Here is a 14,140-nt window from a genome sequence, read left to right as displayed (position 1 = left end):
ATTCGACGGGTTTTCAGGGCAATTTGCGACTGCTCGCCGGGGTCAGGCGACCAAGAGGGGGGCCAGCCAGGCGATCTCGGCGGGCAACTGCGAACTCCAGAACGCGCCGTCGTGGCCGCCGGGGGAGAACCCGCCGGCGGGCGGACTGGGCAGCTGCGCGACGAACTGTTTGGTCGCCGCATAGAAGGGATCGCTTGTGCCGCAGTCGATCCGGATCGGTATCGATGCCAGCTCCGGCAGCCCCCAGACGCTGTTGGCCGCGTAATCGTCGGCGCCGTCGAACGCGCCGGGCGCCGCGGCTCCCGGTGATGTCCACAGCGCGGGGCTGACCGCACAGATCGCCGCCGTGCGGGCCGGTCCGAGGCGGGCGCCCAGCAGCAGCGCGCCGTAGCCGCCCATCGACCACCCCAAAAACCCCACCCGGGATGTGTCCAGACCCTGCGAGCCCAGCATCGGAATCAGTTCATCGAGCACCATCGCCCCGGAGTCCTCACCCGAGGCGCGTCGGTGCCAGTACCCGCCGCCGCCGTCGACCGCGACGACCGCGAACGGCGGCAGCCCCGCGGCGACGGCCTGCGCCAGGCCCTGCTCCACACCGCCGGCCATCACACCCGCAGCGTCCTGCCCCTTGCCGTGCAGCGCGATGACCGGCCGCAGCGCCGCGGTCTGCCCCGGCGGCCGGGCGATCGCCCAGTTGGTGCTCACCCCGCCGCGGGCGGCCGAGACGAACGACCCGTCGACATAGGTCGGTGCGTCCGGCGCGGCCGGGGCCGCCGGTGCCACGCGCATCGCCGCCGCCCCCGCGGCGGCACCGACTCCGAGGCGCAGAAGGGCGCGGCGACTCAGTTCGGGCATGGCGGCCATCATGCCACCGGCGGGCGGGCGCAACCGCCGCGAGTTCCCTGACGATTAGCCGAAAGCAGTATGGGAGACCCGCCCGACTGGCAGCATGCTAAAGGTGACGGCAGCAGTCACTCCCAAGGGAGAACGTCGGCGGTACGCGCTGGTCAGCGCGGCTGCCGATCTGCTGTGCGAAGGTGGCTTCGACGCCGTGCGGCACCGCGCCGTCGCGCGCCGCGCCGGCCTGCCGCTGGCGTCGACCACCTACTACTTCTCGTCGCTGGACGACCTGATCGCCAAGGCGGTCGAGTACGTCGGCGAACGCGAGACCGAACAACTGCGTGCCCGGGTCGCGATGCTGTCGCGGCGCCGCCGGGGCGCCGAATCGACCGCCGACATCCTGGTGGACCTGCTCGTCGACGACGCGGTCGGGCAACGGGTCAGCGAGCAGTTGATCTCCCGCTACGAGCGCTACATCGCGTGTGCGCGCCACCCCATGCTGCGCGACATCCAGCGGCGGATCCTGCGCCAGCGCACCGAGGCCGTTGTCGAAGTCGTCGAACGCTCGGGGCGTTCGGTGCGGGCCGAGTACCTGACCGCGTTGGTCAACGCCGTCGACGGCGCAGTGGTGGCGGCGCTGGTGGCTGACGACGAGGGGCCGCGCGCAACAGCCCGCGCGACGCTGGTCGACGTGATAGACGTGTTGGCACCGATCGACGACGAGCGAGTGGCGCAGGTGTGAGTTGACCAGCGAATAGGAGGCCTATGAGTACGCCGGTGAAGAAGGAGCCGGAGCTCCGGCGGGTCATGGGTCCCGGGCTGCTGCTGCTGTTCATCGTCGGCGACATTCTCGGCACCGGGGTCTATGCGTTGACCGGCCAGGTCGCCGGTGAGGTCGGCGGCGCGGCGTGGCTGCCGTTCCTGCTGGCGTTCAGCATCGCGACCATCACCGCGTTCTCCTACCTGGAACTGGTGACCAAGTATCCGCAGGCCGCCGGCGCAGCGCTGTACGCGCACAAGGCATTCGGGATCCAGTTCTTCACCTTCCTGGTCGCGTTCGTGGTGATGTGCTCGGGTATCACGTCGGCCTCGACCGCCTCACAAGCCTTCGCGGCCAACCTGGTCAAGGGTTTCGGCGTGGACTGGGGCAAGCTCGGCGTCGCGATCATCGCGCTGACCTTCATGGCCGTGCTGGCCGCGATCAACCTGCGCGGGGTCAGCGAGAGCGTCAAGCTCAACGTGGGCCTGACCATCATCGAGATCAGCGGTCTGCTGCTGGTGATCTTCGTCGGCCTGTGGGCGTTCACCCAGGGTGGCGACCACGACTTCTCGCGCGTCGTCATCTTCGAAAGCAGCGAGGACCGAAGCACGTTCGTCGCGATCACCGCGGCCACGTCGCTCGCGTTCTTCGCGATGGTCGGCTTCGAGGACTCGGTCAACATGGCCGAGGAGACCAAGGACCCGGTCCGCACCTTCCCGAAGGTCCTGCTCACCGGGCTGAGCATCGCCGGCGTCGTGTACATCTTGGTGTCGATCATCGCCGTGGCCCTGGTGCCCATCGGCGAACTGCGGGAGAGCGCGACCCCGCTGGTATCCGTGGTCGAAGCCGCCGCACCCGGCCTGCCGATCGACGAACTGTTCCCGTTCATCACGATGTTCGCGGTGTCCAACACCGCGCTGATCAACATGTTGATGGCCAGCCGCCTGATCTACGGGATGGCGCGACAGCGAGTGCTGCCGCCGGTGCTCGGCAGCGTGCATCGCACCCGCCACACCCCGTGGGTGGCAATCATTTTCACCACCGTCGTGGCGTTCGGCCTGATCTTCTACGTGTCGGCGTTCGCGAGCAGCAAGGCCGTCTCGGTGCTCGGCGGCACGACGTCGCTGCTGCTGCTGGCGGTGTTCGCGATGGTCAACGTCGCAGTGCTGGTGCTGCGCCGCGACCAGCACGACGGTCCGCATTTCCGGACGCCGACAGCGCTGCCGATCATCGGGTTCCTGACCTCGCTGTATCTGGTCACGCCGCTGGCCGGCCGACCGGGCGCGCAGTACCTGCTGGCGGGCATCCTGCTGGTGATCGGGGTGGTGCTGTTCGCCGTCACGATGGCGATCAACAAGAAGCTGGGCATCACCGACGCCGGCATCACCGACCCGACCCGGCTGGCCGAGACGCCGGACTAACCGGAGCGCAACGTGGGCGTGACGATGTAACCCGTCTCGCCGTCGCCGTAGACGGTGACGTCGTCCCTGCGCTGTTCGAAATACAGCGCGACGTACGCGCAGAGCACCGAGTCGACGGGATCCTCGCACGCGTTCAACTGGAATGCCCGGTCGCTGGCCTCGATCCTCGTCCGCAGTTCGAGCCAGGCGGGGTTATCGCCGACGTGCAGGCGTGGGTCCGCGTCGCCGAGGCCCTCGATCAGGTCGGTCAGGCGCAGCAACTCGGATCTGCGCCGGGCGAAATCCCTCTCGCGCCGTTTGTATTTGAGCGTTCTGCCGAGACCGAACAGCGAGATCGTTGCGGCGTGCGGGTAGACCTCGATGGCGCGACGGTCACCGCGCGACTGCGGGTCAGGGTCCAGACCCAGCCGTCGGCACAGAACCTCGGCCCGCGGTGGATCGAAAAGCGGGTTGCCCGTGTTCGCCGGCTGCGCGCCCGCCTGGTACCGGGCGAAGTCCCGGTTGTAGGCGGTCTCGCCGGGCCGGAAGCCGGTGGGGGTGCTGACGATCAGCGGCGCATCGATGCCCACGACGCAGCGGCCGCCGACGTACGGTGCGACGGCCGCGGCGATGTCGTCGTCGCTGATCGCCGCGCCGACGTGCACCAGCCGACCGGCGGCGTCGAGCACCGCGACCCCGGTCTGGTTCCGCTGCCCCCACGCGAGGTCGAGCCCGACGAAGTACATGAGGTCACTGTGCCTGAGCCGGGCCGTAAGCTGAACGTTTGTGACGATCCCCAACGTGCTGGCCAACCGGTATGCCAGCGAGGACATGGTGGCCATCTGGTCGCCGGAGGCCAAGGTCGTCGCGGAACGCCGGCTCTGGCTGGCGGTGCTGCGCGCCCAGGCCGAACTCGGCGTGGATGTGCCCGTGTCGGTGGTGGCCGACTACGAGCGGGTGCTCGAACAGGTCGACCTGGCCTCGATCGCCGCGCGTGAGCGCGTGACCCGCCACGACGTGAAGGCGCGCATCGAGGAGTTCAACGCGCTGGCCGGTCACGAGCACGTGCACAAGGGCATGACCAGCCGCGACCTCACCGAAAACGTCGAGCAGCTGCAGATCCGCAAGTCGCTGGAACTGGTGCACGCGCACGGCGTGGCGGTGGTGGCCCGGCTCGCCGAACGCGCCGTGCTCTACCGCGACCTGGTGATGGCCGGGCGCTCGCACAACGTCGCCGCGCAGGCGACCACGCTGGGCAAGCGGTTCGCTTCGGCGGCCGAGGAGCTGCTGGTCGCGCTGCAGCGGCTACGCGAGCTGATCGACCGCTACCCGCTGCGCGGGATCAAAGGCCCCATGGGCACCGCCCAGGACATGCTCGACCTGTTCGACGGCGACGCGACGCGGTTGGCCGAGCTCGAGCGCCGTGTCGCCGAATTCCTCGGTTTCACAGAGCTTTTCACCAGCGTCGGCCAGGTCTACCCGCGGTCACTGGACCACGACGTGGTGTCGGCCCTGGTCCAGGTGGGCGCCGGGCCGTCGTCGCTGGCGCACACCATCCGGCTGATGGCCGGCCACGAACTGGTCACCGAGGGCTTCGCCCCCGGCCAGGTGGGCTCCTCGGCGATGCCGCACAAGATGAACACCCGCTCCTGTGAACGGGTGAACGGGCTGCAGGTGGTGCTGCGCGGCTACGCCTCGATGGCGGCCGAACTGGCCGGCGCGCAATGGAATGAGGGCGACGTGTTCTGCTCGGTGGTGCGCCGGGTGGCGCTGCCCGACGCGTTCTTCGCCGTCGACGGTCAGACCGAGACGTTCCTGACGGTGCTCGACGAGTTCGGCGCCTACCCGGCCGTCATCCAGCGCGAACTGGACCGGTATCTGCCGTTCCTGGCCACCACGCGGATCCTGATCGCCGCGGTGCGCGCCGGGGTGGGCCGCGAAACCGCCCACGAGGTGATCAAGGAGCACGCCGTGGCCGTCGCGCTGGCGATGCGGGAGAAGGGCCTTGAACCCGACCTGCTCGACCGTCTGGCCGCCGACCCCCGGCTACCGCTGGACCGCCCGGCCCTGGACGCGGCGCTGGCGGACAAGCAGGCGTTCACCGGTGCGGCCGGCGATCAGGTGGACCGGGTCGTGGCCGCCGTCGACGAGGTGATCAGCCGCTATCCCGAAGCGGCCAAATACACTTCGGGCGCCATCTTGTGACACTGCCGGGCGTCGACCTGACCGACCTGGACAACTTCGCGAACGGCTTCCCGCACGAACTGTTCGCGAGGCACCGCCGCGAGGCGCCGGTGTACTGGCACGAGCCGACTGCCCACACCCCCGACGGTGAGGGGTTCTGGTCCGTCGCCACCTACGCCGAAACCCTTGCGGTGTTCCGGGATCCGGCGACATTCTCCTCGGTGACCGGCGGCGACCGGCCGTACGGCGGCACCCTGCTGCAGGATCTGGCGATCGCCGGTCAGGTGCTCAACATGATGGACGACCCGCGGCACTCGCAGATCCGTCGGCTGGTCAGCTCGGGTCTGACGCCGCGGATGATCCGGCGCGTGGAAGACGACCTGCGGGCCCGCACGCAGCGGCTGCTGGATTCCGTCGAGACCGGTGAGCCGTTCGACTTCCTCGTCGACATCGCCGCCGAACTGCCGATGCAGATGATCTGCATACTGCTGGGAGTGCCTGAGTCCGAACGGTATTGGCTGTTCGAAGCCATCGAGCCGCAGTTCGACTTCGGTCGGGCGCGCCGAGCCGAACTGGGTCAGCTCTCGGCCGAGGAGGCCGGCTCCCGGATGTACACCTACGGTCAGGAGCTGATCGCGGCCAAGCGCGCGGACCCGACCGACGACATGCTCTCGGTCGTCGCCAACGCCGCCGATGCCGAACTGTCCGACCTCGAGCTCTACCTGTTCTTCAGCCTGCTGTTCAGCGCGGGCGCCGAGACCACCCGCAACGCCGTCGCCGGCGGACTGCTCGCGTTGCTCGACAACCCCGACCAGATGTCGTTGCTGCGAGGCGATCTCGCGTTGCTGCCGTCGGCGGTCGAGGAGATGGTGCGCTGGACGTCGCCGTCGCCGTCGAAACGGCGGACCGCCACGCGCGACGTGTCGCTGGGCGGGTGCGAGATCGCCGCCGGGCAGAAGGTGCAGATCTGGGAGGGCTCGGCGAACCGCGACGCCGCGGTGTTCACCGACCCCGACGAGTTCGACGTCGGCCGTTCGCCCAACCCGCATCTCGGGTTCGGCCAGGGTGTGCACTACTGCCTGGGCGCCAACCTGGCGCGCCTGGAGTTGCGGGTGCTGTTCGAGGAGTTGCTGACGCGGTTCTCGGGCGGGCGGCTGGTCGAACCGGTCGAGTGGACGCGGAGCAACCGGCACACCGGGATTCGGCATCTGGTGGTCGAGCTGAATCCGTGAAACCGGATGTGTTCGCGGTGGTCATGGCGACCGGCATCGTGTCGATCGCGGCGGCCGACCACGGGTTCGAGCACGTCAGCATCGGGCTCGCAGTGTTGGCTGCCGGAGCGCTGCCGGTACTGACGCTGGCAGTGGCCGTCACATGGGGCCGGCTCGACCTCGCGGATCCCGACGTCACGATCCGGCTGTTCACGTTCGTCGCGGCGTGCGCAGTGCTCGACAACCGGTTTCTGGCGAACACCGCCGCTGTGTGGCTTCTCGGGGTGACGGCCGCCGCGGCGTGGGCGGTGTTGACTGCCGTGACGGCGCGCAACCTCATCCGTCGCTCATGGCGCGAACTACGCGGGCGCGCACGCGGGGCGTGGGAACTGTGCAGCGTCGGCACCTCCGGATTGGCGATCGTCCTGGTGGCGCTGTCGCGGCAGGTGGACTGGCTGTGGTGGGGTGCGGTGACGATGTGGCTCGTCGCGTTGGCGTTGTACGCGGCGATGACCGGCCTGATCCTGGTCCGGGCGTTCGCCGCGCGCCTGGACCCCCGGGGGTTCGAACCCGACGCGTGGATCCTCATGGGCGGGTTGGCGATCGCCACGTTGGCAGGTGACCAGCTGTACCGCGCGGGGTTCTCCGGAGTTCGCGGGGCGACGGTCGTGACGTGGATCTTCGCTTCGCTGTGGATCGTGCCGCTGACCTACTTCGGACTGCGCCACATGCAGCGCATCGAGGCGCGACGGTTCGCCGGGGTGTGGTGGGCAATGGTGTTCCCATTGGGGATGTACGCAGCGGCCACCCACGCGATAGCGGGCGATACCGGATGGCCTGCGGTGTCGACGGTTTCGCTGGTCTTCTTCTGGATTGCGTTTGCTGCGTGGACGATTGTGGCGGTCGCGGGGCTTCGGTGGTTGTGGAGAGTGCGTCGCGGCCCCCTACCCTCGGGACATGGACTGCGATGACGCGAACCTGCGGGTCTCCGACGGCGACCGCGACCACGTCCGGCAACAGCTCGAGCGGGCGGTGGGCCAAGGCATGCTCACCCTCGAAGAATTCAGTGAACGGGTCGACACGGCGCTGAGCGCGCGGACCCGCGCCGAACTGCGGCAGGTGGTGGCCGATCTGCCCGAGACCGGGCTGGTGGCCACCCGCGAGGAGGTGCTGGGCGGCTGGATGTCGTCGATCTCGCGGCGCGGCCAGTGGACGGTGCCGTCGCACATCCGGCTGAAGACCCGCCTGTGCAGCACCACACTCGACTTCACCGAGGCGGCGCTGCAGAGCCCGGTGGTCACCGTCGACATCGACGACTATCTCAGCTCGACCGAGCTGATCCTGCCCGACGACGCGACCGTCGACCTCAACGGCGTCGACACGTTCGCCGCCGACACCACGGTCAAGGTGTCGCACGGCCCGCGCTCGCCGCGGCTGCACGTGGTGGTGCGCGGCCGGGTGCGGTTCGGGTCAGTGACGGCGCGGCACCCGTTCGGGCGCACCTGGCGGCGGATGCTGGGTTGACGGCGTCTGACCGGTCGCCGCGGCGATCTCGTTGATCACCCGCTTCGGATACTGCGTCAGGTCAAGCCAGGTGAACCGCAACACCTTCCAGCCGTGCAGCGCGATGGCGTTCTGCCGGTTGCGGTCGATCTGGAATACCTCGCTGTCGGAGTGGAAAGCCCAGCCGTCGACCTCGATCGCGACTCGCTCGACGACGAACGCGACGTCGACCTTGTAGCCGGCGACCGGGAAGTTGGTGTGCCAACCGGTGAACCCGGCGTCGCCCAGCAGTTTCACCAGTATCCGCTCGGCCTCGGAGCGGGCGCCGTCATCAGCCGCCCGCAGTAGCCGGCGCGCGGCCGGTGAACCGTGACGACCCTTATTGCGCAAGTGCGCGCGCCACAGCTGGGCGAGTTCGACATGTCGTTGCAGGGCACGGTCCATCAGCTCCGCGCCGCTCCGATTACGGACCGCGGCCTCGACAACGGTCAGTGCCAGCGCGGTGACCCGTAGACCTTCGCGTTCGACGACGTCGCGCTCGAGCAGGTCGCGCCGCCGCAGCCGACAGCCGGGGCGGCTCCGTCCGTTGCTCGACTTCGGGACGGTGACCTCGACGACCCGCGGTGCGAACTTCGTCGTACCGTGCCACCACGCCGCTGCCAGCCCGCTGGCGCACGCCCGGGAGCCGAAGCTCCAGACCGCCGCCCGGATCCGCGCCGCGTCGGTGAAAGGCCGGTCGTCGACGAAGTAGACGCCGGGTCCGCACCGTCGCCACCGATGGGCCTGGACTCGCCGCCGGACGGCCTGGCCGCTCATACCGATCTCGCGGGCCTGTGCGAGCGTGATCACGCCGTCGTGGTTGCGCAGCAGCTCTTCCAACACGTCGATTGGACGCGCGCAAGTCCGCGACCGGTTCCCTGTGATGCGACCTGTGAGTGAAAACGTTCGGTGACCGATCGAAATCACTCACAAACCGCCTAGAGGCGACGGGCGACGCCCGCCGAATACAACTCCAGCGCCGCGAGGCCGCGCACGGTGTCGGCGTCGTAGGCCCGCCACGCCCCGACCGGATCGGCGTTGATCGCCACCAACTTGGCCAGCGGCCGGTTCGCCAGCGCACGCAGCGCGAGCAGCTGCTCACCGGCGGGCGTGCGGGCCAGCGTGATCGCGGTCCACTTGCGGCGCGCGAACTTCACCCGCAGATACAGCCACGGCATCGCGACGAACAGGATCGGCGGGGCGGCCACCGCGAGCGCCAGCACCCACGCCAGCCACGACGCGGTGGTGTCGAGATTGTGGCCGGCGCCCGCGATGTCGAGCGCGGCGTCACTGGCCGCGCGCAACGGCCGGGCCAGCGCATCACCCACCAGCGGGAAGTCGTCGGTGCGGCTACCGGCGGTGTCGAGGTTCTCCGACACGCCGGTGGCGCCCACCTCGACCTGCCTGCCGACCTCGGCGATCGTGGAGACCGCCGAGTGCACCGCCGCCCCGACCAGCACCCAGATCGTCGTCCACACCAGCACGCAGAAGTCGCTGATCAGCTGGCCCATCAGCCGCGACGGTGTGGTGGCGTAGGGGATAAACCGCGAAGTCATGGCTGTAGATGCTGCCCGATAGGCTGGCCCGATGCGCCCCGCTCTGTCCGACTACCAACATCTGGCCAGCGGCAAGGTCCGCGAGCTGTACCGGGTGGACGACGAGACGCTGCTGTTCGTCGCCTCCGATCGCATCTCGGCCTACGACTACATCCTCGACTCGCAGATCCCCGACAAGGGCCGCATCCTCACCGCGATGAGCGTGTTCTTCTTCGACCTGATCGACGCGCCCAACCACCTGGCCGGCCCACCCGACGACGAGCGCATCCCCGCCGAGGTGCTGGGCCGCGCGATGGTCGTGCAGCAACTCGACATGCTCCCGGTCGAGGCGGTGGCGCGCGGCTACCTCACCGGCTCGGGTCTGCTCGACTATCAGAAGACGGGCACGGTCTGCGGCATCGCGCTGCCGCCGGGGCTTGTCGAGGCCAGCAAATTCTCCGAGCCGCTGTTCACTCCTGCGACGAAAGCCGAACTGGGACAACATGACGAGAACATCTCGTTCGACGCGGTGGTCGAGCTGATCGGCGCCGAGCGGGCCGAGCAGTTGCGGGAGCGCACGCTGAGGATTTACGTTCAGGGCGCCGAGCACGCGCTGGGCAAGGGCATCATCCTCGCCGACACCAAGTTCGAGTTCGGTGTTGACAAGGACGGCGACCTGCGCCTGGCCGACGAGGTGTTCACCCCCGACTCCAGCCGATACTGGCGTGCCGACGACTGGAAAGAAGGTGTCGTGCAGCAGAGCTTCGACAAGCAGTTCGTGCGCAACTGGCTCACCGGGCCGGATTCGGGCTGGGACCGCGGCGGTGACACCCCTCCGCCGCCGCTGCCGCCGGAGGTCGTCGACGCCACCCGCGCCCGGTACATCGAAGCCTACGAACGGATTTCGGGGCTGAAGTTCAGCGACTGGATCGGTGCATGAGCGACGCTTGCGGAGCGAGTGAACAGATGATGACGCCGCCGGTGGCCAAGCGGGTCGACACCCGCCGCGAGCATCACGGTGACGTCTTCGTCGACCCCTACGAATGGCTGCGCGAGAAGACCAATCCCGAGGTGATCGGGTACCTCGAAGCCGAGAACACCTACACCGAACACGCCACCGAACACCTCGCGCCGCTGCGGCAGGCGATCTTCGACGAGATCAAGGCCCGCACCAAGGAGACCGACCTGTCGGTGCCGACCCGCCGCGGCGCCTGGTGGTACTACGGCCGCAGCTTCGAGGGCAAGCAGTACAGCGTGCACTGCCGCTGCCCGGTCGCCGACCCCGACGACTGGGTGCCGCCCGAACTCGACGAGCACACCGAGATCCCCGGCGAGCAGATCCTTCTCGACGAGAACGTCGAAGCAGATGGCCACGAGTTCTTCGCGCTGGGCGCCGCCTCGGTCAGCCTGGACGGCAACATCCTGGCCTACTCGGTCGACGTCAAGGGCGACGAGCGATACACGCTGCGGTTCAAAGACTTACGCACCGGCGAGCTCTACGAGGATACCATCGCCGGGATCGCCCCCGGCGCGACCTGGGCCGCCGACAACGCCACCGTGTACTACTCGACCGTCGACGACGCCTGGCGCCCCGACACCATCTGGCGCCACCGCCTCGGCTCCGGGCAGCCCGCGCAGCGGGTCTACCACGAACCCGACGAACGGTACTGGCTCGGTGTCGGGCGCACCCGCAGCGACAAGTACGTGATCATCGCGGCCGGCAGCGCCGTCACCTCCGAGGTGCGCTACGCCGACGCCACCGATCCGGACGCCGAGTTCACGGTCGTGTGGCCGCGCCGCGACCTGGTCGAGTACTCCGTCGAGCACGCCGTCGTCGGTGGCGAGGACCGGTTCCTGATCCTGCACAACGACGGCGCCGAGAACTTCACGCTGGTCGAGGCGCCCGTCGCCGACCCCACCGCGATGCGCACGCTGATCGAGCATCGCGACGACGTCCGACTGGACTCCGTCGACGCGTTCGCCAACCACCTGGTGATCGGGTACCGCACCGACGCGCTGCCGAAGATTCAGCTCTGGCCGATCTACGACACCGGAGAGTACGGCCGCGCCGAGGATTTCACGTTCGAGTCCGAATTGACGTCGGCGGGGCTGTCGGCCAACCCGAACTGGGACGCGCCGAAACTGCGGATCGGTGCGACGTCCTACATCACCCCGGTGCGCATCTACGACGTGGACCTGGCGACGGGGGAGCGGACGCTGCTGCGCGAGCAGCCGGTGCTCGGCGACTACCGCCCCGAGGACTACGTCGAACGCCGGGACTGGGCGGTGGCCGCCGACGGCGCCCGGGTGCCGATCTCGATCGTGCACAAGATCGGCCTGCAGTATCCGGCGCCGACGCTGCTCTACGGTTACGGCGCCTACGAGGTCTGCGAGGATCCGCGCTTCTCGATCGCGCGGCTGTCGCTGCTGGAGCGCGGGATGATCTTCGCCGTCGCCCACGTCCGCGGTGGCGGTGAACTCGGCAGGTCGTGGTACGAGCACGGCAAGATGCTGGAGAAGAAGAACAGCTTCACCGACTTCGTCGCTGTCGCACAGCATCTGGTGGTCAGCGATGTCACCCGCCCGGAGAATCTGGTGGCCTACGGCGGTAGCGCAGGCGGCCTGCTGGTCGGCGCGGTGGCCAACCTCGCGCCGGAGCTGTTCGCCGGGGTTCTGGCGGCGGTGCCGTTCGTCGACCCGCTCACCACGATCCTGGACCCCTCGCTGCCGCTGACGGTCACCGAGTGGGACGAGTGGGGAAACCCGTTGGAGGACAAGACGGTCTACGAGTACATGAAGTCGTACTCGCCGTACGAGAACGTCGAGGCCAAGAACTACCCGGCGATCCTGGCGATGACCTCCCTCAACGACACCCGGGTGTACTACGTCGAACCCGCGAAATGGGTTGCCGCACTGCGGCACACCAAGACCGACGACCGTCCGGTGTTGCTCAAGACCGAGATGAACGCCGGCCACGGCGGCATCAGCGGCCGCTATGAGCGCTGGAAGGAGACCGCGTTCCAGTACGCCTGGCTACTGGACACCGCCAAGGCCGATCACGAACGCCGCCCCTAGGTAGAGGATCTGCTCGGCGGTGCGCAGATCCAGGCGCGTCGTCATCGACTTCGGCGGGTTCGGCATCCGCGCCGCGTGGACGTTGGCCGGGAACATCACCAGCATCAGCACGAACAGGCACACCGCCGCGGCCACCCGGGTCGGCGGGTAGAGCAGGCCGGCGGCGCCGATCAGTTCGAGCGCACCGGTGACGGTGACCAGCAGGCCGGGCGCCGGAAGCGCGGGCGGGACGATCGCGATCATGTCGCGGCGCAGCGGGTTGACGAAGTGTGCGACGCCGGTGAGCGCGAACATGGCCGCCAACCCGACGGCCACCGCCGCCGGCCAACTGTCGACGTAGGCGACGCCCAGCCAGCCCACCGATCGGGCGCCGAGCGTACCCAGCACGAGCGTGACGAGAACGATCATCGTTCCTCCAATCTAGTCAGTGACAAGTTCGGACGGTAGACCGGAAATCTAGTCACTGTCAAGATGGGTGGGTATGATGGGCCGCATGAGCGGCAGGACCACCTATCACCACGGCGACCTGCGGGCCGCCATCCTCACCGAGGCCGCCGCGTTGGTCGCCGAACGCGGCGCCGACGGCATCTCGCTGCGCGAACTCGCGCGCGTGGCCGGGGTTTCGCACGCCGCGCCCGCGCACCACTTCACCGATCGGCGCGGGTTGTTCACCGCGCTGGCCACCGAGGGCTGGCACAAGCTGGCCGTCGCACTGGCAGGCGCGCGACCGGAGTTCATCGACGCCGCGCTGGCGTATGTACGGTTCGCGCTCGACCACCCCGGGCACTACGCGGTGATGTTCGACCGCTCACTCGTCGACCCCGACAACCCGGACCTGCGGGCCGCCCAGGACGCCGCGGGCGAGGAACTGCGCCGCGGCGTCGGCACCCTCGACGACCCGCGGGCCGCAGACGACCCGCGAGCGGCCGCACTGGCGGCATGGTCGCTGGTGCACGGGTTTTCGCTGCTGTGGCTGAACAAGGCCATCGACGACGGCGGTGATCCGATCGCGACCGTCGACCGAGTCGCGGGGATGCTTTTCACGAGCAGGTAACGTGCGGGCATGACCGACACATCGCTGACCGACATCGCCGTGACCACCCTCGACGGCCGCGACACCACGCTGGGCGAGCTCTCCGACGGCGCCACCCTGGTCGTCAACGTGGCCTCCAAATGCGGTCTGACGCCGCAGTACACCGCGCTGGAGAAGCTCGCGCAGGACTACCGCGACCGCGGTTTGACCGTGATCGGCGTGCCGTGCAACCAGTTCATGGGCCAGGAGCCGGGCACCGCCGAGGAGATCCAGGAGTTCTGCTCGACGACCTACGGCGTGACGTTCCCGCTGCTGGCCAAGACCGACGTCAACGGCGCCGACCGTCACCCGCTGTACGCCGAGCTGACCAAGGCCGCCGACGACAGCGGCGAGGCCGGCGACATCCAGTGGAACTTCGAGAAGTTCCTGCTCGCACCGGGCGGCACCGTCGTCAAGCGGTTCCGCCCGCGCACCGAACCCGACGCTCCCGAGGTCATCGCCGCGATCGAGGACGTGCTGCCCCGTTAGCACCCGATGGCCATCTGGCGTCAGCGTGTCCG

Annotated in this window: 15 protein-coding genes; 10 read left to right on the top strand and 5 right to left on the bottom strand. The window is 68.9% G+C overall.

What is annotated here, in order from left to right:
- Nucleotides 1-42: 42 nt before the first annotated feature.
- Nucleotides 43-864, bottom strand: a complete 822-nt coding sequence (locus BHQ18_RS11505; protein ID WP_069413898.1) for an alpha/beta hydrolase — start codon at nucleotides 862-864, stop codon at nucleotides 43-45.
- An 85-nt stretch (nucleotides 865-949) separates the two neighbouring features.
- Between BHQ18_RS11505 and BHQ18_RS11500 the strand changes: the two genes are divergently transcribed.
- Together BHQ18_RS11500 and BHQ18_RS11495 are read left to right on the top strand one after the other, a co-directional pair.
- Nucleotides 950-1,582: a TetR/AcrR family transcriptional regulator gene (locus tag BHQ18_RS11500; protein WP_069413738.1), complete on the top strand. Its 633-nt coding sequence runs from the start codon at nucleotides 950-952 to the stop codon at nucleotides 1,580-1,582.
- 23 nt (nucleotides 1,583-1,605) lie between these two features.
- Nucleotides 1,606-3,021: an APC family permease gene (locus tag BHQ18_RS11495; protein ID WP_069413737.1), complete on the top strand. Its 1,416-nt coding sequence runs from the start codon at nucleotides 1,606-1,608 to the stop codon at nucleotides 3,019-3,021.
- Here BHQ18_RS11495 and BHQ18_RS11490 read toward each other — a convergent pair.
- Nucleotides 3,018-3,746: a DUF429 domain-containing protein gene (locus BHQ18_RS11490; protein ID WP_069413736.1), complete on the bottom strand. Its 729-nt coding sequence runs from the start codon at nucleotides 3,744-3,746 to the stop codon at nucleotides 3,018-3,020. The two genes, BHQ18_RS11495 and BHQ18_RS11490, sit on opposite strands and share 4 nt — an antisense overlap.
- A 40-nt stretch (nucleotides 3,747-3,786) precedes the next feature.
- Here BHQ18_RS11490 and purB point away from each other — a divergent pair, with 40 nt between their 5' ends.
- From purB to BHQ18_RS11470, 4 genes are read left to right on the top strand one after another with little or no spacing between them, the layout of a single operon-like run.
- A complete protein-coding gene (gene purB, locus BHQ18_RS11485; RefSeq protein WP_069413735.1) occupies nucleotides 3,787-5,205 on the top strand; it encodes an adenylosuccinate lyase in 1,419 nt (472 codons plus the stop codon).
- The gene (locus BHQ18_RS11480) at nucleotides 5,202-6,416 is read left to right on the top strand and encodes a cytochrome P450 (RefSeq protein WP_069413734.1); all 1,215 of its coding nucleotides are present in this window, start codon (nucleotides 5,202-5,204) and stop codon (nucleotides 6,414-6,416) included. The genes purB and BHQ18_RS11480 overlap by 4 nt, the downstream gene beginning before the upstream one ends.
- Nucleotides 6,413-7,366, top strand: a complete 954-nt coding sequence (locus BHQ18_RS11475) for a tellurite resistance/C4-dicarboxylate transporter family protein (protein ID WP_264010199.1) — start codon at nucleotides 6,413-6,415, stop codon at nucleotides 7,364-7,366. The genes BHQ18_RS11480 and BHQ18_RS11475 overlap by 4 nt, the downstream gene beginning before the upstream one ends.
- On the top strand, nucleotides 7,353-7,919 hold the full coding sequence (locus tag BHQ18_RS11470) for a DUF1707 SHOCT-like domain-containing protein (RefSeq protein WP_069413733.1): 567 nt from the start codon (nucleotides 7,353-7,355) through the stop codon (nucleotides 7,917-7,919). The genes BHQ18_RS11475 and BHQ18_RS11470 overlap by 14 nt, the downstream gene beginning before the upstream one ends.
- Here BHQ18_RS11470 and BHQ18_RS11465 read toward each other — a convergent pair.
- Both BHQ18_RS11465 and BHQ18_RS11460 read right to left on the bottom strand, forming a co-directional pair.
- Complete coding sequence (locus BHQ18_RS11465) at nucleotides 7,866-8,780, bottom strand: PDDEXK-like endonuclease domain-containing protein (RefSeq protein WP_069413732.1); 915 nt, start codon at nucleotides 8,778-8,780, stop codon at nucleotides 7,866-7,868. The two genes, BHQ18_RS11470 and BHQ18_RS11465, sit on opposite strands and share 54 nt — an antisense overlap.
- 95 nt (nucleotides 8,781-8,875) lie before the next feature.
- A complete protein-coding gene (locus tag BHQ18_RS11460) occupies nucleotides 8,876-9,493 on the bottom strand; it encodes a hypothetical protein (RefSeq protein ID WP_069413731.1) in 618 nt (205 codons plus the stop codon).
- 31 nt (nucleotides 9,494-9,524) lie between these two features.
- Here BHQ18_RS11460 and BHQ18_RS11455 point away from each other — a divergent pair, with 31 nt between their 5' ends.
- On the top strand, nucleotides 9,525-10,412 hold the full coding sequence (locus BHQ18_RS11455) for a phosphoribosylaminoimidazolesuccinocarboxamide synthase (RefSeq protein WP_069413730.1): 888 nt from the start codon (nucleotides 9,525-9,527) through the stop codon (nucleotides 10,410-10,412).
- A gap of 29 nt (nucleotides 10,413-10,441) precedes the next feature.
- Nucleotides 10,442-12,547 (top strand): S9 family peptidase, encoded by a 2,106-nt coding sequence (locus tag BHQ18_RS11450; RefSeq protein ID WP_069413896.1) that lies wholly within the window; start codon nucleotides 10,442-10,444, stop codon nucleotides 12,545-12,547.
- On the opposite strand, the gene BHQ18_RS11445 is transcribed toward BHQ18_RS11450, so the two are convergent.
- Nucleotides 12,506-12,955 carry a DoxX family protein gene (locus BHQ18_RS11445; RefSeq protein WP_069413729.1) on the bottom strand — a complete coding sequence of 150 codons (450 nt, stop codon included), beginning with the start codon at nucleotides 12,953-12,955 and terminating at the stop codon, nucleotides 12,506-12,508. The genes BHQ18_RS11450 and BHQ18_RS11445 overlap by 42 nt on opposite strands.
- An 85-nt stretch (nucleotides 12,956-13,040) precedes the next feature.
- On the opposite strand from BHQ18_RS11445, the gene BHQ18_RS11440 reads away from it, so the two are divergent.
- Nucleotides 13,041-13,601 carry a TetR/AcrR family transcriptional regulator gene (locus BHQ18_RS11440; RefSeq protein WP_069413895.1) on the top strand — a complete coding sequence of 187 codons (561 nt, stop codon included), beginning with the start codon at nucleotides 13,041-13,043 and terminating at the stop codon, nucleotides 13,599-13,601.
- 9 nt (nucleotides 13,602-13,610) lie between these two features.
- The gene (locus BHQ18_RS11435) at nucleotides 13,611-14,108 is read left to right on the top strand and encodes a glutathione peroxidase (protein ID WP_069413728.1); all 498 of its coding nucleotides are present in this window, start codon (nucleotides 13,611-13,613) and stop codon (nucleotides 14,106-14,108) included.
- Nucleotides 14,109-14,140 lie beyond the last annotated feature (32 nt).

It is taken from the genome of Mycolicibacterium flavescens (assembly GCF_001722335.1).
Lineage (GTDB): Bacteria > Actinomycetota > Actinomycetes > Mycobacteriales > Mycobacteriaceae > Mycobacterium > Mycobacterium flavescens.
Note: the sequence above shows the minus strand (reverse complement) of the source record. Positions and strands in the feature narration are given on the sequence as shown.